Source organism: Saccharopolyspora spinosa NRRL 18395 (assembly GCF_000194155.1).
Lineage (GTDB): Bacteria > Actinomycetota > Actinomycetes > Mycobacteriales > Pseudonocardiaceae > Saccharopolyspora > Saccharopolyspora spinosa.
The window spans coordinates 1,742,134-1,762,296 of sequence record NZ_GL877879.1 but is presented as its reverse complement, the minus strand read 5'-3'; the positions used below and the strand labels follow the sequence as shown (position 1 = coordinate 1,762,296).

15 protein-coding genes and 2 pseudogenes are annotated in these 20,163 nt (G+C 68.8%); 11 read left to right on the top strand and 6 right to left on the bottom strand.

Going from position 1 to position 20,163, the window contains the following annotated elements; genetic code table 11:
- Nucleotides 1-84: 84 nt before the first annotated feature.
- The 3 genes from SSPN_RS0127250 to SSPN_RS0127240 are packed head-to-tail and all read right to left on the bottom strand — an operon-like array spanning nt 85 to nt 5,179.
- Nucleotides 85-1,410, bottom strand: coding sequence for an MFS transporter (locus tag SSPN_RS0127250; RefSeq protein WP_010311264.1), 1,326 nt, complete (start codon nt 1,408-1,410; stop codon nt 85-87).
- A complete protein-coding gene (locus SSPN_RS0127245) occupies nt 1,407-3,122 on the bottom strand; it encodes a hydantoinase B/oxoprolinase family protein (RefSeq protein ID WP_010311262.1) in 1,716 nt (571 codons plus the stop codon). The genes SSPN_RS0127250 and SSPN_RS0127245 overlap by 4 nt, the downstream gene beginning before the upstream one ends.
- Nucleotides 3,119-5,179 (bottom strand): hydantoinase/oxoprolinase family protein, encoded by a 2,061-nt coding sequence (locus SSPN_RS0127240; RefSeq protein WP_010311260.1) that lies wholly within the window; start codon nt 5,177-5,179, stop codon nt 3,119-3,121. The genes SSPN_RS0127245 and SSPN_RS0127240 overlap by 4 nt, the downstream gene beginning before the upstream one ends.
- A 225-nt stretch (nt 5,180-5,404) precedes the next feature.
- On the opposite strand from SSPN_RS0127240, the gene SSPN_RS0127235 reads away from it, so the two are divergent.
- Nucleotides 5,405-6,073, top strand: coding sequence for a GntR family transcriptional regulator (locus tag SSPN_RS0127235; protein ID WP_010311257.1), 669 nt, complete (start codon nt 5,405-5,407; stop codon nt 6,071-6,073).
- Here the strand turns inward: SSPN_RS0127235 and SSPN_RS0127230 are convergent.
- From SSPN_RS0127230 to SSPN_RS0127225, 3 genes and pseudogenes are all read right to left on the bottom strand, one after another.
- A complete protein-coding gene (locus tag SSPN_RS0127230; RefSeq protein ID WP_010311255.1) occupies nt 6,070-7,146 on the bottom strand; it encodes a pyridoxal phosphate-dependent aminotransferase in 1,077 nt (358 codons plus the stop codon). The two genes, SSPN_RS0127235 and SSPN_RS0127230, sit on opposite strands and share 4 nt — an antisense overlap.
- 184 nt (nt 7,147-7,330) lie before the next feature.
- Nucleotides 7,331-7,431 (bottom strand): annotated as a pseudogene (locus tag SSPN_RS62990) (site-specific integrase); the annotation flags it as partial.
- Between the two features lie 164 nt (nt 7,432-7,595).
- Complete coding sequence (locus tag SSPN_RS0127225) at nt 7,596-9,197, bottom strand: amino acid adenylation domain-containing protein (protein ID WP_010311253.1); 1,602 nt, start codon at nt 9,195-9,197, stop codon at nt 7,596-7,598.
- A gap of 377 nt (nt 9,198-9,574) precedes the next feature.
- Here SSPN_RS0127225 and aepX point away from each other — a divergent pair, with 377 nt between their 5' ends.
- The 10 genes and pseudogenes from aepX (at nt 9,575) to SSPN_RS46025 (ending at nt 20,112) form a co-directional block, all read left to right on the top strand.
- On the top strand, nt 9,575-10,438 hold the full coding sequence (gene aepX, locus SSPN_RS0127220) for a phosphoenolpyruvate mutase (RefSeq protein ID WP_085982135.1): 864 nt from the start codon (nt 9,575-9,577) through the stop codon (nt 10,436-10,438).
- A 106-nt stretch (nt 10,439-10,544) separates the two neighbouring features.
- Nucleotides 10,545-11,396, top strand: coding sequence for a transketolase (locus SSPN_RS0127215; RefSeq protein WP_010311248.1), 852 nt, complete (start codon nt 10,545-10,547; stop codon nt 11,394-11,396).
- A complete protein-coding gene (locus tag SSPN_RS0127210) occupies nt 11,393-12,349 on the top strand; it encodes a transketolase family protein (protein WP_010311246.1) in 957 nt (318 codons plus the stop codon). Before SSPN_RS0127215 ends, SSPN_RS0127210 begins: the two co-directional genes overlap by 4 nt.
- Nucleotides 12,342-14,054, top strand: a complete 1,713-nt coding sequence (locus SSPN_RS0127205; protein ID WP_010311244.1) for a thiamine pyrophosphate-binding protein — start codon at nt 12,342-12,344, stop codon at nt 14,052-14,054. Before SSPN_RS0127210 ends, SSPN_RS0127205 begins: the two co-directional genes overlap by 8 nt.
- Nucleotides 14,055-14,063: 9 nt before the next feature.
- On the top strand, nt 14,064-15,161 hold the full coding sequence (locus tag SSPN_RS46035; RefSeq protein ID WP_010311241.1) for a thioesterase domain-containing protein: 1,098 nt from the start codon (nt 14,064-14,066) through the stop codon (nt 15,159-15,161).
- A gap of 33 nt (nt 15,162-15,194) precedes the next feature.
- Nucleotides 15,195-16,028: a phytanoyl-CoA dioxygenase family protein gene (locus SSPN_RS0127195; RefSeq protein ID WP_010311240.1), complete on the top strand. Its 834-nt coding sequence runs from the start codon at nt 15,195-15,197 to the stop codon at nt 16,026-16,028.
- 88 nt (nt 16,029-16,116) lie between these two features.
- On the top strand, nt 16,117-16,965 hold the full coding sequence (locus SSPN_RS46030; RefSeq protein WP_148272046.1) for an ATP-grasp domain-containing protein: 849 nt from the start codon (nt 16,117-16,119) through the stop codon (nt 16,963-16,965).
- The gene (locus tag SSPN_RS49320) at nt 16,899-17,390 is read left to right on the top strand and encodes an ATP-grasp domain-containing protein (RefSeq protein WP_049887669.1); all 492 of its coding nucleotides are present in this window, start codon (nt 16,899-16,901) and stop codon (nt 17,388-17,390) included. The genes SSPN_RS46030 and SSPN_RS49320 overlap by 67 nt, the downstream gene beginning before the upstream one ends.
- A 77-nt stretch (nt 17,391-17,467) precedes the next feature.
- A pseudogene (locus SSPN_RS60390) lies at nt 17,468-17,762 on the top strand (ABC transporter permease); the annotation flags it as partial.
- 997 nt (nt 17,763-18,759) lie between these two features.
- Nucleotides 18,760-20,112: an HNH endonuclease signature motif containing protein gene (locus tag SSPN_RS46025; RefSeq protein ID WP_010311235.1), complete on the top strand. Its 1,353-nt coding sequence runs from the start codon at nt 18,760-18,762 to the stop codon at nt 20,110-20,112.
- Nucleotides 20,113-20,163: the final 51 nt, after the last annotated feature.

Here is a 20,163-nt window from a genome sequence, read left to right as displayed (position 1 = left end):
GACAGGACTGTTGCGAGACCGAGGCGACGAGGCCCGCCGCGAACGGGAAATCGCGGATGATCCCGACCTGGAGGTCGCCGACGATCAACGCGATCGTCGTGCCGGCACACCCTCCATCCGGCGCCCGACGGTGAGCAGTACGCCCAGACCTAGCAGCATGATGACGGCGATGAGTAGCAGCACCCAGGTATAGCCGCCGGTCGCGTCCTTTATCGCGCCGGTGAGGTACGGGCCGACGAAACCGCTCAGGTTGCTCACCGAGTTGATCAGCGCGATGCCGGACGCCGCGGCGGCGCCGGTCAGGCCGATCGCCGGGATCCGCCAGAACTGTGGCATGGCCGAGTAGATGCCGGCCACGCTCACGCAGACCGCGACGATGAACAGCATTCCGTCGCCGGAGAACGTGGCCAGCAGGAGTCCGGCCGCGCCGATCGCCATCGGCACGGCTGTGGCGACGACGGCGCTGACCCGTGCAGCGAACCGGGACCACACGACCATCGCCACGATCGCGACGGCCGACGGGATGGCGGAGAGCAGCACGCTGTTGACGTCTCCGCCCAGCGACGACGACAACGACGAGATCATCGTCGGCAGGAAGAACGCCAGGGGGTAGAGCCCGAACACGATCGCGAAGAACGCGACGGCCATAGCCCAGACACGTCCGCTGGTCAGCGCCTGCCTCAGCCCGGTCAGCGCGCCGTGCGCGGCCTGCTCCTCGGCCTCCGCGGCGAGGGTGCCCTCGATGAGCTCGCGTTCGGCAGGGCTGAGCCACTTCGCCTCTCGCGGGCGGTCCGGCAGCAGGACGAAGATCAACGCTCCGACCAGGACCGTGAGCACGCCCTCGACCAGGAACAGCGACCGCCAGCCCGCCATGTCGAACAGGTTTTGCCCCCAGGTGAGCAACCCGGCGGCCAGCGGCGCTCCGACGATCGAGGACAGCGGGATCATCAGGAAGAACGCCGACATCGTCCAGGACCGGTGCCGACGCGGGAACCAGAAGGTCAGGTAGAGCAGGATGCCTGCGGCCAGGCCCGCCTCGGCGAAGCCGAGCAGGAGCCGGGCGAGATAGAGGGTGGTCGCGGAGTGCACCGCCGCCGTGGCCGCAGTGACCAAGCCCCAGGACACCAGGATGCGGGAGATCCACTTGCGGGCCCCGAACCGGCGCAGGGCGATGTTGCTCGGGACCTCGACGAGGATGTAGCCAATGAAGAACAGCCCGCCCGCCAGGCCGATCTGCGCGGCGGTCAGGCCCAGTTCGCGCGACATCGGTTGGGCGACGTAGCCCAGGTTGGCCCGGTCGATGTAGCTCATCACGTAGGCGAGCCCGACCAGCGGGATGATCCGCCAGGCGACCCGGCGCCAGAGCCGGCGCTCGTCGGTGACGGGTGGGGTGGTGGTCTTGTTGCTCATGACCGGGCCGCCTCTCGTGCGGAGGTGGTGGCGGCGAGGTCCAGCTCGCCGGAGTCGGTGACGATCACCCGGTAGTCGCGCGCGGCGCCTTCGGGGGTGACCTTGCCGTCGAGGACATCGTCCAGGACGAGCCGGGGATCGCGGGTCAGCGGGTCGCCGTGCCCGCCGCCGCCCGCGGTGACGTGCCGGTGCCGGGTGCCCGCAGTCATCGTGAGGTGCGGCTTGGCGGGCAGCAGGGTCTCGTCGGGGCCAGGGTCCAGCAGGTTGGCCGACGGGGTGCCCTGGGCGCCGCCCGCGAGGCCGTAGGGCAGGTGGGTGCGTCGGTCGGAGCGGATCTGCACGCTCGCGCTCGGGGCCAGGATCGTCATGTCCCGGAAGGTGGCGAGTCCACCACGGAAGCAGCCCGCGCCGCCGGTGTCCGGGAGGTAGCCGTAGCCGTCGACGCGGACGTGCCCGGAGTGCTCGATCTCCTCGACCGGGGTGTTGGCGAGGTTGGCGCCGAGCGGGCTGATCCCGTCCACGCCGTCGCGGTCGGGCCGGGCGCCCCACGCCCCGCAGAGGATGTCCCACAGGACGGTCGAGCCGCCGTTGTCCTCGGTCACGCCGATGGCGACCGAGTCGGGGCCACCGTCGCCCGCGGCCGGGACGCGGTCCGGGAACACCGGAGCGAGGGCGCCGAGCACGGCGTCGATGATCCGGTAGGCGACGAGGCCGCGGGCACCGCGCGCCGCGGGCCTCCGGGCGTCGAGGATCGAGCCCTCGGGGATTACGAACCGGAACGGGCGGTAGAAGCCGCTGTTGGCGGGGAGGTCCCCGGCCAACAGGCCCTGGACCGCGGCGTACGAGGCGGAACGGGTGAACGACGCCGTTGCGTTGAGCGCCGAGGCGACCTGCGGCGATGAGCCGGTGAAGTCGAACTCCACGCCGTCGCCGTCGAGCGTCACCCGCACCTGGAAGGGGATCGGGTCGCTGCCGAGTCCGTCGTCGTCGATGTGGTCGAGGAAGGTGTAGGTGCCGGGCACGGCCTCGGCGAGCTCGGTGCGCAGCAGGGTCTCGGCGTAGTCGAGTAACTCGTCGACCAGGACCTCGAATCCCGTGACACCGTGCCTGGAGGCGAGGGCCCGCAGCCCCGCGCCGCCGGTGTGGCAGGCCGCCAGCTGCGACTCGAGGTCACCGCGGAACAGCTCGGGCTCGCGGACGTTGCGCAGGATGAGGTTGAGGAACGTCTCGTTCAGCTTCCCGCCCGCGACCAGCCGGGACGGCGGGATCTGCACGCCTTCGGCGAAGATGCTGGTCGACTGCACAGCCATCGAGCCGGCGGCCCATCCGCCGACATCCGCGTGGTTGACCACGGACACCGCGAATCCGAGCAGCGTGCCGTCGATGAACACCGGCGCGACGGCGAACACGTCCGGCAGGTGCATGCCGCCGAGGGACGGGTCATTGAGCACATAGACGTCTCCCTCGGCTAGGGACTCGCCAAACTCGGTCAGCACCGCGTCCAAGGCGTCCGGGATGGAGCCCAGGTGGACCGGGCAGGTGTTGGCCTGGGCGATCACCCGGCCGCGCGCGTCGCACAGCGCGGCCGAGAAGTCCATGCTGGACGCGACGATCTGCGAGTGTGCGGTGCGCAGCACGGTGATCGCCATCTCGTCGGCGGCGCCGGTGACGGCGTTGCGGAAGACCTCGAAGGTTGCGGCGTCCCGGATCACGACTGCTCCCAGCGGATGACGATGGTGTTCAGGTGGTCCCGGTGGGCGGTGGCGCCCGGCGGGACGAGGGTGGTCGAGTCCATGTCCTCGATGACCAGCGGGCCCGGGCGAGGGTCCGCCCCGAGCGCGGCACGGCTGAGGACCGTGGCCTCCACGTGCTCGTCGAACCGGACGATGCGGACGCCCTCGGGACGACCCTGCGGCAGCGGCGCGGTGAGCACCGACTCGAGCGAGGCGCCCGCGGCGACGCGCCCGCGCACCCGCAGGGTCACGAACTCGACGAGCTCGTCCTGGCCCGCGCGGCCGTAGGTGCGCCTGTGCTCGCTGTGGAACCGGGCACAGACCTCGGCGAGCGCGGTGTCGTCCAGGGGGCCGTCGGGAACGGCGATGCGCAGCTCGAAGCGCTGGCCGCGGTACCGGACGTCGAGGAACCGGTCGACGGTCACCGCGCGGCCGGGGTCGCCTGTCTGCAGCGCGGCAGTGACCTCCGCCGCGAGCAGGTCGAACTCCCTGGCCGGGTCGGTGTCTGCACGATAGGGGGTGAGCCCGTAGCGCTCGACGTCCGCGACGAGCAGGCCGAGGCTGGAGAACAGCCCGCAGTGGGTCGGCACCAGCACGGTGGTGATGCCCAGCTCCCGGGCCAATGCCGCGGCGTAGAGCGGGCCAGCACCGCCGAACGCGACCATAGTGGTCTCGCGCGGATCGCGGCCGCGCTCGCTGGTCACGGCCTTGACGGCGGTCGTCATACCGGACACGGCGACCTCGTAGGCGCCGCGGGCGGCGGTGGGCACGTCCGTGCCCAGCTCGGCCGCCACGCCGCTGATCGCCTTATGGGCCAGCTCGGGATGGATCGCGACCCGACCACCGGCCAGCGACTCCGGACTGAGGTAGCCCAGCGCGACGTTGGCGTCGGTCAGCGTGGGTCGCTCGCCGCCGTTGCCATAGCAGGCGGGACCGGGGCGCGAGCCCGCGCTGGTGGGACCGACGTGCAGGGCACCCGCGACGTCCGTGCTGATCACGGAGCCGCCACCCGCGCCGACCTCGGCGATGTCGATCGAGGGAGCGCGCACCGGGTAGCCGGCGCCGGACCCCAGCCCGCGCGCGACGTTCATGCCGCCGCCGACCTCGTAGTCCGCGGACACGAACGGCTCGCCGTGCTCGATCAGGGATGCCTTGGCAGTGGTGCCGCCCATGTCGAAAGCGACCACACCGTCCAGCTTCATCAGCCGGGCCAGCCGGGTCACGGCGGTGATGCCCGCAGCCGGGCCGGACTCGATGATCTGCACGGGTCGCTCGACGACCTTGGCGGCGTCGAGGAGACCCCCGCCGGACTGCATGACCAGCAGCGGGGCGGTGACACCGGCGCCGCGCAGATCGGCCTGCAGCGCGGTCAGGTAGTCGTGGACGACCGGCCCGACGTAGGAGTTCACGGTGGCGGTACTGGTCCGCTCGAACTCACCGATCTCGGGCGAGAGGTCAACCGATGCGGTCACGTACAGCCCGGGCAATGCGGCGCGCAGCAGCTCCGCCACCCGGCGCTCCTCGTCCGGCCGCAGATGCGAGTTGATCAGGCACACCGCGACCGCGGCGATCCCGGCACCGCGGATCTTCGCTGCCAGGGCGGCCACGTCGGCGTCCGCGGCACGGATGACGGTGCCGTCGGCGTGGATCCGCTGGTCGAGTTCGTAGCGATGGCGGCGCGCGGCCAGCGGGGCAGGTTTGACCCAGGACAGGTCGTAGAGCGTGGGACGCCGGAGCCTGCCCAGCTCTAGGACGTCCCGGAAGCCGCGGGTGGTGACGACGGCCGTGCGGGCGCCCGCCATCTCCAGGATGGCGTTGGTGGCAACGGTGGTGCCGTGCAGCATCGCGCCGACCTCGGCGGTCGCGGACCCGCCCTCGGCGAGGGCGGCGGTCGTCGCGGTCACGACGCCCTCACCGAACGCGGGCGGTGTGGACAGCACCTTCATTGGCACGATGCGGCCCTGCGGACCGAGGGCTACGACATCGGTGAACGTGCCGCCGATGTCGGCACCGATACGCCAGGGGGTCTTGGACACGAACCCTCCCTTAGGTGAGTTACGAGGAGTTCGACCTCTGATGCCGTGATGACGGGCGGCATCAGGTTGGGATGCACAGTAAACCTCCGTTGAGATATCAGCAAGGCATAATTGATATCTACAATCGGCATGGCTCAGATATGCACTGGTAGAGTCGCCGATGTGCGTGTCCCTGGGCGTTCAGAGCCAGACCTACTGCGTGAGCCACCGCCGATCGGCAGCCTGATGGAGACGGCTTACCGGCGGTTGAAGCGGTCGATCATCGAGCTGGAGCGCCCGCCCGGCCTGCAATTCACCGAGCAGTCGGTGGCCCGCGAGTTCGGGCTCAGCAAGACCCCGGTCCGCGAGGCGCTGGCCCGACTGCACCGCGACGGCCTCGTCACGCCGCTGCCGCGGGCGGGTTACGTGGTCGCACCGGTGACCTTGAGCGATGTCTCCGACCTGTGCGACATGCGCTCGCTGATCCAGTCCGAGTCCGCCGCGCTCACCGCACGGTTCGGCCTGCCCGAGGCGCATGCCGCCAGGCTCGACGAGCTGTGCGTCGACGACGAGGACGGCCAGCTCGGCGGGCCGCACTTCGAGGAGCGATTCCGGCGGAACTACGAGTTCGAGTCGATCATCGCGAACGGATCCCGGAACGCTCGGCTCGCCGCTGCGGCCGCGGACGCGCTGGACGAGATGGAGCGGGTGGTCCGGTTGGCGATCCGGCTGGATCCGTCCATGCCACCGGGCCGGATCCAGGAGCGGCGGGCGATCGTCGCGGCCATCATCGCCGGCGCCCCGGAGGCGGCCCGGGAGGCGATGGCGCGGCGGACGGCCTCCGCCCGGCGCGAGGTCCTGGACGCGCTGACCACCAGCACCGCGGTGACCAGCGCGTCCATCGCCATCCCTTAGCCATCCCGCAGCCTGCGACCGAGTTCACGCAGGCCAGATGCCGGGCCGCCGTAGAGCAGGCGCACGTGATCTGCAGGGCCACCGAAGGCGTCGCCGGCCAGGGCGGAGATCCCACGGGCGAGCAGCGCGTCCTCGAGGTCTCGGCCCATCCCGAGCCTGCTCAGGTCGGCGAACGCGAAGATCCCCGACGCCGGCGACACCACCGGGACCCCGGCATCGCCGAGCACCCGGACCAGCAGGTCCCGGTTTCCGCGGAACCGTGCGAACTCACGGTCCAACCAGTCCTGCGGGCCGGTGACGGCGGCCTCGGCGGCGACCTGAGGGATGTCCCCGACGTTGATCGCATCCCACTCGAACGCGGTGTGGATCCGGTCGAGCAGGGGCGTCGGGGCGTGCACGTAACCGACTCGCCAGTGTGTGAACGCGTAGTTCTTGCTCAGGCTGGTCACCGTGACCAGGTCCGGATGCCGGTCCCGCAGGGTCTGCAGCGGGACGTAACTGGGCTGGTCGTGGACGTAGCGCTCGTACGACTCGTCCGAGAACACCACCAGCCCGTGTCGTGCGGCGAGGTCCACCAGCGCCCCGAGTTGCTCCCGGCTCGGGGTGTGTCCCGTCGGGTTGTTCGGGTTGCACAGCAACAGCGCCCGGGTGGCAGGGGTGAGCGCTGCGGTCAAGGCCACGGGATCGGCCGCCCAGCCGTCCGCCGCCAGGGTCCGGACGTGGACGGGGCGGGCCCCGGCCATCCGGACCATGCCGTCGAAGAAGTACGTCGGCGTCGGGACCAGCACCTCGTCACCCGGCGCCAGCAGGGCCCGCAGCGCCACGCTCATGCCGTGCTGCGCGCCGTGGGTCACCAGCAGTTCGTCCGGATCGGCGTGGACCGCAGCCCCGAGGGCCGCCCGCAACGTGGGCGAGCCGCGGCTGATCCGCGGGAACGGCGTGCCCGCCACCCGTCGCACCGCCTCGACGACGTGCTCGGGCATGGGTAGCACCGGCACCCCGGCCAGCTGGACGGGATCGGGGCGGTCGGCGGCTCGATCAGCGAGGGCGAGAGCAGGGAGACGCTCGAGCATTGAAGCTCCTGATGACGGGCGCTCAGTGGCGCGATGAAGCCCCGGACCGCGCGGCCAGCGCGCTAGTCATGGGCGGAAGAAGCATCCACCGGCGAGCGGTGTCATCAGGCCGTCGCAGGCGATGAGAGGAACTCTAACGTCGGTATGGCCGGTAGCGTCAAGTCGCCAGCGGCGTGCTTCACAGGTGACGTTCCACCCAGGTCGTGTCGTATGCCGGAGCCAGTGGGTGCTGATCTCCTGGGTAGCGACCCAGGGGCGGCGGATCCAAAGGTGGTCGTAGCGTCGGCGCTTGCCCTACCCCGCAATAAGCGCCGGGTTTATCTGAGTTTGTCCGATGTGGACGATTGGAACAGGTTGCTCGTCCGCCGGGCGTCGAGGGCGGCCATTGCAGCGTTTGTCTTGCTTCGCAGGGATTTCCGGCAATTGGTGACGTCAGTGCGGGTGGTGGGTCAGCGGGCGGCGTCCGGCGGTTTCGGTGCGCCCTTGGCCGGGCGGTGGTCCTGAGCAAGATCGGCGAGCGCCTGCCGGTCGAGTTTTCCGGACGGGGAGAGTGGGAGTCCATCCAGCAGGTAGAAGCGCGCGGGAACCATCTGCCGGGGCAGTTGATCGCGGAGATACCTGCGGAGGTCGGGGTCGATACCGTCGGCGCTGTCGGCTGGCACGACGTACGCGGCGATCAGTTCCGCGCCGTTGCGCGTCGTTACCACGGTCACGGCGGCGTCACGCGCCGAGCGGTGTCGCCTGATCGTCTCCTCGATCTCACGCAGTTCGATGCGGTAGCCGCGGAGCTTGACCTGCTGATCGGCGCGCCCGAGGTATTCCAGCTCCCCGTTGGGAAGAACCTTGGCGAGGTCGCCGGTGCGGTAGCAGCGCTCCGCCTTCGCTCCGACGTGGACGAACTTCTCAGCCGTCAGCGAAGGCTGGTTGAGATAGCCCAGTGCGACCCCGCCACCGGTGATGCAGATCTCGCCTGCGACGCCCTTCGGCACCGGGCGCAGCTGTGAGTCGCACACGTGCACTCCCAGGTGCGGGAGCCCGACGCCGATGGGAGATGCCACCCGGCCGTCGAGGTCTTCGTCGCGGATGAACTTGGCGGTGGCGAAGACGGTCGCCTCAGTGACGCCGTACATGTTGGCCACCACGGGTTTGGGTCCGGTCTGACCGTCCACGAACTCGCGCACCACGTCCAGGTCGACGTTCTCTCCGCCGAAGGTCAGGTAACGCAGGCTGAGCGCCGGCCATCCCGCGTCCGCGTGCGACAAGGCAATCGAGCGGAAGCAGGAGGGCACCTGGTTCAGCACGGTGATCTTCTCCTGCATCAGGAGGCGCAGGAAGTCGTCGTGCGCAGCGGCGGTGCGGGCGGGGACGAGTACTGCGGTGGCGCCCGTGGCCAGAGCTCCCCAGAGCTCCCAGACGGAGAAGTCGAAGCTGAAGGAGTGGAACACGGTCCACCGGTCGTCGGCGGAGAATTCGAAGAGGGGAAGTGTGCCGCGCAGCAGTGAGAGCACATTTCCGTGGGAGACCACGCAGCCTTTCGGTCTCCCGGTCGAACCGGACGTGTAGATCACGTAGGCAGGCGAATGTTCGCGCAGTTCGACCTCGGGAGCGGCCACTTCGGTGGTCGCCACCTGCGCGGCGTCGATGGTCCGAACGTCGCTGAGGCCGATGTCGGCTGCTGTGCCGGGATTTCCGACGATGATGCCGACCCGGGCGTCGGCGACCATGTAATTCAGCCGGTCCGCGGGATAGGACGGGTCGAAGGGGACATAAGCGGCGCCCGCTTTGAGAATGGCCAGCAGTGCCACCGGAACGTTCAGGGTGCCATCGATCAGAACGCCGACCAGATCACCCGGCTTGACACCGCTGGCGACAAGGTGATGGGCGAGCCCGTTCGCCGCGGATTCCAGCGAGCCGTAAGTGTGCGCGTTCCCACCATCCGTTATCGCGACGGCGTCTTTCTGATTGCGCGCGACCCGTGTGAACAGATCGGGTAGCGACGTGACTCCAATAAGATGCGCTGTCGCCCGACCATCAGTACTTGCCGCTGGCACGACATTCTCCCCAGTCCGGTTTCAGGTGTTCGGCCGACGCTAGCAGCGCGCGGAACGCTGGTATAGCGGCTTTTCCGGTTTGGAAAGTTTCGGACACGGCGTCGGCGTTCCAGTCGATCTCCGGGTACGTTCTCGGTTGCTGGGTCCGTCTGGCGGATCTGAGTGGCGGACGGGCTCCAATGAGGATCACACGCTGCTGCGGGGTCCGCGTGTCGCGTCGGGGGAACGGAAGAGTCCTGTTCGCCCTGCACATCCCTGGGGGACGGCTGAGCGTGTGAGTTTTTCTTCTCGCTGCGTGTCGATGTGGAAGTGAGCGTATGAGGAATACATCTCGTCAACCTGGCGGCCCGGTCGGCAAGGCCGCGCAGATGCGTCGAATGCTGGATTCACCCGAAATGGTGTTCCTGATGGAGGCCCATGACGGCCTTTCGGCGCGCATTGCGCAGAGCGAGGGCTTTGATGCGTTGTGGGCCTCCGGTTTCTCGATCTCGACATCCCTCGGCCTTCGCGACAGCGACGAGGCGTCGTGGTCGCAGTTGCTCTCGGTGGTCGAGTACATGGTCGCCGGGACCTCGGTCCCCATCGTCGTCGACGGGGACACCGGGTACGGCAACTTCAACACGGCTCGGCGCTTCCTCGTCAGCGCCGAGCGGCAGGGCGCCGCAGGGGTGTGCTTCGAGGACAAGGTTTTCCCGAAGATGAACTCGTTCGTCGGTGACTCCCACCGGCTGGCCGACATCGACGAGTTCGCCGCGAAGATCGCTGCGTGCAGCGAGGCGCGCAACGACGAGGACTTCTGCATCATCGCGCGCACCGAGGCGCTGATCGCCGGACGCGGTGTGGATGAGGCGCTCAAACGTGCCGAGGCCTACCGGAAAGCGGGCGCCACCGCCATCTTCGTGCACTCGCGGCGGCAGGTGGCCGACGAGATCGAGCAGTTCGCCGCGGCGTGGGCCGACCGGGCGCCGCTGGTCATCGCACCGACGACGTACGCGAGCACGTCCGCGGACACCTTCAGAGAGCTCGGGATCTCCGCGGTGATCTGGGCGAACCACAGCATGCGCGCCGCAGTGACCGCGATGCGGGACGTCTGCCGGTCGATCAAAGCCAGCGAGAGCGTGCTGAGCGCGGAGGCGAAGATCGCTTCGCTTAAGGAGATATTCGAGTTCATGGACTACGCCGAGATCGAGGAGACCGAGCGCAGGTTGCTGCTGCGGGGCACGAGCGCCGCCGATGACTAGGCCGGGGAGAGCGCTCCCGCAGGGGGCGGATCGGTCCGGCGCTGCGCGTTCGAGGCGCGCCGGAGCCGAATCGCGACCAGCACCCGCACACCGGAGAGGATCTGCCTTGACCCACAACAGCGACCCGTCGGCGACGGCCGACGCCGTCGAGATCGAGCGGATTGCCCGCCGCGCGCGAGCGTTGTCCCTGCGGACGGCATTCCACGCCCAGGACGGCCACCTCGGGGCCGACATGTCGGCGATGGACATCCTTTGCACCCTTTACTTCGGTGTGCTGCGGGTGGATGCCCAGGATGCCGCCGACCCCGACCGCGACCGGTTCGTGCTCAGCAAGGCCCACGCGTCAACCGCGATGTACAGCGTCCTGTCTTTGAAGGGCTTCATCCCGGAGGAAGAACTGGAGACCTTCGGGCGCGCGAACTCCCGGCTGAGCACTGTGGTGTCCACCCGCGTCCCAGGCGTGGAGTTCAGCACCGGCTCGCTGGGGCACGGCCTGCCGCTGGCCACCGGTGCGGCGCTGGCCGGGCGGATGGACAGCTCGGCTCGGCGGATCGTGGTGCTGTGCGGCGACGGCGAGCTCCAGGAGGGGAGCAACTGGGAGGCGCTGATGCTCGCCGGCACGCACGGGCTGAGCAACCTCACGCTGATCGTCGACCGGAACCTCGCGCAGAAGGGCGCGAGCACGGAGGACATCAACGCGCTGGAACCGCTCGACGACAAGCTCCGCTCCTTCGGCTGGGCGGTTCGGCACATCGACGGGCACGACGTCCCGGACATGCTCTCGGTGCTGCGGTCGCTCCCGCTCGCCGAGGGGCGGCCGTCGTGCCTGATCGCGGCGACGGTGAAGGGGAAGGGGGTTTCCTTCATGGAATCCGATCTCAGCTGGCACAGCAGGCGGCTGACCCGCGAGATGTACGAGCGGGCGCTGGCGGAACTGGACGAGGGGAACGTGCGATGACATCCGCGCAACTGCTGGACTGCGTGCAGGCCTTCGCCGGGGAACTGCTGCGGCTCGCCGACGAGGACGACCGCGTCTGCATCGTGAACAACGACTCGGCCGACACCCACTTGGCGAACGACTTCCAACGCGGATTCCCCGCGCGGTTCGTCGATGTCGGCATCGCCGAGCAGAACATGGCCGGTGTGGCGGCGGGTCTGGCCAACGCGGGCAAGGTGCCGTTCGTGCATTCTGCGGCGTGCTTCCTGGCCCGGGCCACCGAACAGATCAAGAACGCCGCCTACGCCGGCGCCAACGTGAAGTTCTGCGGCTTCGTCAGCGGTCTTGCCTACGGGGCGCTGGGAGGAACACATCACGCGACCGAGGACATCGCGTGGATGCGGTCGATCCCGGGCCTCCCGGTGCTCTGCCCGGCGACGCCGGCCGAGACCGCGGCGGCCGCTCGCCTGGCCTGGCGACACGAAGGTCCGGTCTACCTCCGGATCATCAGCAAGACCCCGGTGCCGGAGCTGTTCGACGCCGGGCACGAGATCTCGTTCGGGACCTCGACGCAGCTGCGGGAAGGCGGCGACGTCACGCTCATCGGCACTGGCCTGGCCACTACGAGACTGGTCGAAGCCGCCGTACTGCTGGAACGCGAGGGCATTCGGGCCGGAGTGCTGCACCTGCATTCGGTGTCACCGATCGACGAGGCCGCCATCATGCGCGCGGCGCGTGAGACGGGCCGGCTGGTGGTGGCCGAAGACCACGTGCTCAACGGCGGTCTGGGAGGAGCGGTCAGCGAGACCGTCGTCCGGACGGTGCCGGTGCCCGTGCTCCAGCTCGGCATCACCAACACCTTCGCGCCGATCGGGCCCGCCGCGTTCCTCCACGAGCACTTCCGGCTCACGGGACCACTGCTCGCCCGTGATGTCCGGGACTGGCTCGACGGCCACGAGCAGAGGCGTGCCTGACGTGCGGGTAGCTGACTACATCGTCGAGTACATCCGCGAGCGGAACGTCCGGACCGTCTTCATGCTTTCGGGTACCGGTTCGATCTTCCTCGACGAGGCGATCGCGAAGGCGGACGCGCTTACCTGCGTGTGCGCGCGCCACGAGGCCGCGGCGACCCTGATGGGTACCGGTGCGTCGAAGCTGACCGGCGACATCGGCGTCGCCGTGGTGACCAGTGGGCCAGGAGCGGCCAACGCGATGGCCGGGCTGATCGACGCGTGGGCGGACGCCGTCCCGGTGCTGGTTCTCGCCGGACAGGTCGAGAGCCGCCACATCGATCGGTCAGCGCGTTCGTTCGGGATCCAGGGCTACAACGTCGTCGACTGCGTGCGTCCGGTGACCAAGTACGCGGTGGTCGTCGACGACCCCGTCCAGATCAGGGCACATCTGGACCGCGCCTTCCACGAGGCGCTCACCGGCAGGCCCGGCCCGGTCTGGTTGGACGTGCCGCTGGACGTGCAGGCCGCGGAGATCGATCCTGCTGCGCTAGCCGGATTCGAGGCGCCCGCGCCGGAGCCGTGGTCCAACGGTCCCGCGGAAACCGCCGCCGTCGTCCTCGACGAGCTGCGCGGGGCGTCGCGGCCCATCTTCGTCGTGGGCCAGGGCGTCCGGCAGGCCCGTGCCCAGGGGGAGTTGGCGGCGCTGGTCGAGCACCTGGGCGTTCCGACCGTGTGTACCCGGCTCGGGTACGACCTGCTTCCGTACCGCTCGGAAGCTGTGATGGGGCAGGGCGGGATCCGAGGTCGGCCGCACGTCGAGCGGGTGATGCGGGAGGCCGACCTGGTCGTCAGTCTCGGTGCGAGCCTGTCCACCGGTCTGGTCGGTGAACACCGGGACGCCTTCTCGCCGCAGGCCCGCGTGGTGATGGTCGATCTCGACGCGGACCAGTTCGACCGGGCCAACGTCGCGGTGGACGTCCGGCTGCGCATGGACCTGCTCGGCCTCCTGACCGAGATGAACCGCCAGATCGAGCACGACCGGACCGGTCTGGAGTGGCCACAGTGGCGAAACCACTGCCGCGAGCTAAAGGAGAAGAGCCCGTCCGCCGCGACGCTCGCCACGGAGCCGATCAACTCGTACTACTTCGTGAACCGGTTGGAAGCGCAGGCGGGCCGCGATGCGGTGTTCGTGGTCGATACCGGAAGCGCCTACTACGTCACCGGCCAGACGCTGGAGTTCAACGATGACCAGCGCGAGGTCACCTCCGCGGCGTTCCTCAACATGGGCGCCGCCGTGCCGATGGCGGTGGGCGCGTCCTTCGCCGCGGCCGGAGCGCGGGTGATCACCATCGTCGGAGACGGCGCGATCGAGCTCAACATCCAGGAACTCGCGACGATCAGTGACTACGAGCGCGACATCAAGGTGTTCGTGTTGAACAACGGCGGTTACTCGTCCATCAGGGAGTCGCAGGACGCGCTCTGCACCGACCGGGTGCTCGACGAACCCGCACCGCTGGACTTCCGGGCCGTCGCGGCGGCGTTCCGGATTCCGTACCACCGGCTGAGCGCCGTCGACGCGCTCGACGACGACCTCGCCGCGCTCCTCGGACCACCGGGGCCGGCGCTGATCGAGGTGATCTGCGACAGCAGACAGAAGCTGATGCGGCCCGCCGCAGCCCACGACATCCGTACCCACGACGGAGTCACGATCCCCACCCGCTGTTAGGAGTCCGTTGTGCCGTCAGAAAAGAAGAGGGCAGCACTGTTCTGGTCCAGGCCCGCGATCGAGCAGGTCCTCTGCGGGTTGTGGGGTGAAATGCTCGACACGAAGGCGAGACCACAGGACAGCTTCTTCGACATCGGTGGTTACTCGCTCCTGGTGGTGGACCTGGTGCGAGCCGCACGCTTGCGCGGTGTCGGATTGAAGGCGTCCCACGTGTTCGACCACCAGACCCCGCAGGCGATCGCCGCGATCCTCGCGCCCGACCAGGATCACCAGCGCCTGCACGACGAGCGGCGCGGTGCCGAGACCCTGTGGAACGAGGCGATGAACCCGTGGAGCGACTCGGCCCCGAGATGCCTGGTGCCCATCAGGGAGGAGGGGGAGGGCGCACCGCTGTTCGTGGTCCACTGGGGAAACGGCAACGTGCGGTTCACGTCGCAGGTCATCGACTCCTGGCGGGCCGACCGCCCCGTATACGGGTTCGAGGCGGCTGGCTACCGCGGCCACGTTTCCGGACTCACCTCGATCGGTGAGATGGCGGAGCGGTATCTAGCGGAATTGCGGGAACACCAGCCCGAAGGCCCCTACTTCCTCGCGGGGCTGTGCCAGGGCGGTCTGGTCGCCCTGGAGATGGCCCGGCGCCTCCGCGAGCGGGGCGCGGACATCGGGCTGCTCGCGCTGGTCAACCTCCCGGACCTCGAACCCATCGCGGACCGGGGCTGGGGGCTGGACGAGCTCTACGGCTTCCGGCTGGGCGCGCTGCGCGCCCAGTTCGGGCTGGAAGGCGAGGAGGACGTCACACGCGTGTTGCAGGAGATGCTGCACATGGCCTGGTACGACGAGGACATCTCCGAGAACGACTTCTACCGGCTGCAGATGATCTGGGCCTGCGGGGTCTTCGCGCAGGACCACTACCGTCCCCGGAGCTACGACGGGCCGGCGCTCCTGCTGGAGTCGGCTGCGATGCTCGACGGGGTCGAGAAGAACTGGTTGCCGTTCCTGCCCGCCGCGACGGTGCACCACTACGACGTGGAGGGAACGCTTTCGGTGGTGCAGCACCCCGAGGTGGCGGAGATCATGTGCGCCGCCCTGACTCCTAAACGCCCGTGACCGAACGGATTCCTGAAACGAGGGTCGTCCCCGATGAAAAGTGATCAGCAGTACCGGATCGACTACCGCATCAACAACAACAAGAAGAGCACCGAGCAGAACCACCGGCCGGTGCAGGTCGAAGCCTCCCCGGAGGAGATCCGGCAGCTGACGGAGGGCGGGTGCCTGATCCGCCCCGGTCAGCTCGACGCAGATCACGTCGCCAAGCTCCGCGAGGCGGTCACCAGGGTCGAGGAGGCCGAGGTCGCTGCGGGAGTGGCGGAACACCGCGAGGGCAACGGACTATTCCTGCGGATGCTCCAGGAGAAGGACCCGGCCTTCCGCGACCTGATGCTCTACAGCCCGATGGTCTCGATCGCGCGCGCCGTGCTGGGGCCGCAGATCGCCTTCGAGGTCGACGCGCGGATCGCCTACCGCGGGAGGCCGGACCACCTGGTGCCGTGGCACATCCACCGGAGGGTCGTGCCCGACCCGTTGCCGCCGTTCTTCTGCTACCCGCACGGCGTGCACTGCCTGATCTACCTGGACGAGGTCGGCCCGGACGAGGGGCCGCTGGTCTACCTGCCGGGTTCGCACCGGGACCACACCGTAGACCTGCCGTTCCCCACGACTCGTGACCTGCCGGGTCAGGTCGTGGTGGAGCCGAAGGCGGGGGACATGGTGCTCATCCACGCGAACCTGTGGCACCGGACCCTGCCCACCAGCGAGACGTGCGGATCGCGACGCCTGCTCATCATCGGATGCGATCCCGCGTGGCTGCGGACCGACAACGCGGGTGACCTGCCGCCGGAACGGCCGCTCACGGAGTCCTTCCGCGAGTCGGAGTTGCCTGAACTGCGGGAGCTGGCTTACGGCTTCCAGTGGTGAGTGGGCAACATGCGGCGCTTCCTGTTTGGGCACGGGAGGCGCCGCGCACCGTCCGGCCGTCGACTCCAGGACGAGTGGTGGGATGCAGATGAGCACGAGGCTGGCCGTCGTCTATGACCGGGGTGCGGTGTCCCCGGCCGAGATCAGCAGCGGGTTGCGGGGTCTGGGGGAGGTCGTCTTCCTGTGCCCCGAGACCGACCACAACCGCGACCTGCTCCCGCTGCTGCGGGAGATGGGGCAGGTGATCCGGCTGTCCTCCGACCGGGGAGAAGCCGTGCGGCAGGTCGCCGGCGCATCGCCGGACGCGATCCTGACGTTCAGCGAGCGAGCGCTGCCGATCACCAGCGCGCTGGGAACCGGGCTGGGGCTTCCGGTCAACAGCGAGGAGTCGGTCCGACGTCTGACGGACAAGTTCCTTCAGCGGAGTGCGTTGCGAGACGCCGGCGTGGACTCGGTGGAGTGCGCAGCGGTGTCCTCAGTGGACGAATGGTGGCGGTTGCCTGCCGGCCTCGTGTTCCCGGTGGTGGTGAAGCCGAGTCGCGGGGCTGGAAGCCGCAACGTCCACGTCGTGGCGGACGAGCGCGCGGGCGAGGAGCTCGTGGCCCGCCTGCTGGCTCCGGTCCGGACCGGCGGAGCGGGGGAGACCCGGCTCGTCGTCGAGGAACTGCTGACCGGCCGGGACTGCGCTCCGTTCGGGGATTACGTCTCGGTCGAGAGCCTGGTGTGCGACGGAGTGGTCTCGCACATCGCCATCACGGGAAAGCTTCCACTGTCCCGGCCCTTCCGCGAGGTCGGACGGGGGGGGGGGGGGGGGGGGGGGGGGGGGAGCCGGTCCTGCGCCTGGCTGCGGCCGCAGTGCGGGCGTTGGGCATGCGCACCGGCCTCGTGCACACAGAGGTCAAGCTCTGCGCCGAGGGCCCGCGGGTCATCGAGGTGAATGGACGGCTCGGCGGCTGGATCAACGACCTGAGCACGCGGGCGGCCGGTCTGAACCTCGTCGAGTTGGCCGGCAGGGTGGCGCTGGGCGAGCGCGCGCGCGTCGATCCGGTCGCCCCGGACCGGGTGTACTTCAAGTGCAACAACCTTCCGCCGCTGCGCCCGTGCCGCTTCGAGGGCGTCGACGGCGTGGACCAGGTCCGCCGGATTCCCGGCCTGACCGGGTACCGGCCGTTGGTGCGGCCGGGAGCCGTCCTGGACGGCAGCGCGGTCGATACCTACGAGCTGGACGTGATCACAGGTGACGCCGCCGACCACCGGGACATGCTCGGAATCATCGACGCCGTCAGCGAATCGCTGACCTTCGTTTGCACCATCGACGGACGGCAAGCCCGGTTCCGCGGCCCGGAACTCGCGGCGCTCTAGGACCCTGGCCCGGTGATTCACCGAAGGAATGTAGTGCGGCGGCCTCCGGATTTATCCGTGGGGAGGAAACACGTGACGTGCAGCCATCGCCGGTGATCGCCACGCTCGCGCTAGGCCAGATCCTGATCATCCTTACCGGCGGCATCGCTGGCCGGAAAGCTGGTGACGCAGGTGCAGCTGCCGCCGTTCATCGTCACCCTGGGCATGCTCACCATGCTCACGGTCGTGGCGAAGCTGTTCGCCGACGGGGAGGCGGTACCGACCAGCCACGCGCTGCCGACCTGGCTCGGCACCCGCCGCTACCTCTTCGGCGGCATCGAGATCACCTACGGCATGACGCTGGTGTTGCTGCTGTACCTGCTGGTCTGGTACGGCCAGGTGACCGCCATCGACGGCGCCGACTTCGAGGTCGTCCCCGCCGAGGTGCTCGCCGTCGTCGGCGACAACGGCAGAGCGGGGCGGGGCGACTGGCGGCGCTTTCTTGGTTGGGCTTAACGGGGTTGGGGCTTTTGGGGGTTCGGTTGTGGGTGGGCCATCCCCGTGGCGGGTGGAGTGTGGGGGCTGCGGGCCGGAGGTCAAGCCCGGCCTTCGGCCGCCCCTGCGGGGGTGAACGGCTTGACATCCAGCCCGCAGCCCCGGTTCTGCTTTGTGCCACGGGGATGGCCAGGAGTGGTCTGTCGCGGGCTTTTACGTTGCCCAGCGGCGGAATCCGGGTGGCCTGGGGCTGTTCGCCGTTCGGTTTCGGGTTGATCCGTAGCCGGGTTTGGCTGTTGTCGCTTTTCACTGGCGAGTGCGGGATTCGTCTCGGTCGATCATTCGCGCAGGGGGTGTGGGTGGTGGTGATCGCTGCGTTCCGGGTTGGCCCGTGCGTGTTCCTCGCGCGAAGCGCCTGTCTTGGAACTCGTTGTGCCTGGAAGTTCCGCTGGCTACCCCAGCGGGAGCGACCTGGTTCCGCTGGGGTCGTCGGTGTGGAGCGAACGGACCGTTCACTTCGATAGGAGCGTGTCGCAAAATCGCGCCCACTACGATCAATGATCAACTGATCACGGCTGAGATGGCCGCTGGCGGCCGAACGCCGATGATCAAGGCTGAGTTGATAGGACGATTCCGCAGTTTTCGCCGAAAACGAAACAGGCTCATAGAGCGAGGCGAACGGTCCGTTCACTTCAACCAGAACCTTTCCAAACAGCTTGTTGAAGCGCCTGAACGACGCTCTTGCGGGTGGCTTGGTTGGGGGTGTCGCTTTCGGGGTGCCGTGCTTTTCGGTGCTGCGGCTTGGGTTTTCGGGGTTCCGCTCGGGTGCTTTCACCTGATCAAGTGACCATAAAGAAGGTGCGAACTGGCGTTCGAATACGGGAGAATATTTGATATGACACCGCTGTTGAACACCCAGGATTCGACCGTGGGCACCGTTGGTGCCCGGTCGGCGGTGTCGTGCACGGATGCCGAACTCGCCGCCCGAATCCGTGAGCTGGAGGAGGGGATGCGGGTGTTGATGATGGAGCAGTTGCAGTGCATCGCCGAAGCCGACCATCGCGGTGTGTATGCCGAGTTGGGGTTCCGGTCGGCGCAGGTGTGGTTGCAGGGGCTGCTCAACATCGATGCGCGTGATGCGAAAACCCGTGTCACGGTGGCCCGCAATGTTGAAGACCGGCAGAGCCTGTATGGCGAGGTCATGCCCGCCGACCTCCCCGAGACCGCGGCGGCGTTGGCAGCGGGTGCGATCGGGTTGGAGCACGCACGCGTCATCGTCGACGGGGTCCGCCGCTTGCCGGAGTACGCCCGCTGTCACCAGGTCGGTGAGGTCGAATCGACCCTGGCCGGGTACGCGCGGACGATGACGCCTCGTGAGCTGGAGAAGCTCGCCGAACGCATCCGCTATCTCCTGGACCAGGACGGCGCCCACGACGACGAGGAAGACCAGCATGAGTCGCGGGAGCTGCATTACGCGACGACCTCGGATGGGATGACGGTCATCAAAGCCCGCCTCGACCGCGAGACCGGCGCGAAGTTCGCCGCGCTCGTGCACCCCCTGGCCGCTCCCCGCCCGGAGATCGAGGGGGAGAAGGACCCGCGCACGGTCGGGCAGCGCAACGCCGACGGCTTCGCCGCGATCCTGGACCTGGCGCTGGATCATGACGGGGTTCCGCGCACTGGTGGGCAGCGCCCGCACATCACCGTCTCCATCGACTTCGAGGACTTGAAGAAGGGGCTCGGGTTCCTCGCCGCCGAAACGGGCATGCCCGGCACCCTGAACACCGAACGGTCCATCACCGCCGAAAACGTCCGCCGCATCGCCTGCGACGCCGAAGTACTGCCGATCGTTCTTGACGGGGACAGCCTCCCGCTGGACGTGGGGCGGGCGAAGCGGACCGCGCCGACACCTCTGCGCGCCGCACTGCTGCAGCGCGACGGGGTGTGTGCGTTCCCGGGGTGCGACCGGCCGCCGGGAACTCCGGAAGCGCACCATGTCGAGCACTGGGTCGATGGTGGGGCAACCGATTTGGGCAACATGGTGATGCTCTGCGGTCACCACCACCGGACCCTGCACACGCAGCGATGGGAAACCGAGATACGCGACCAGCGACCGGTGTTCATTCCACCACCCACAGTGGACCCGAGACGAATACCACGACCAGGTGGCAGCGCACTACCCGCTCAACACCGCGAGTACCTCCGGGACCTCATCCCCACACCACGGGATCCGGCGGGCGAACCATGACGCCCTGATTCGGTCGTGGTGTGCCCAGTCGACCTGCCGGGATTCCGCTTG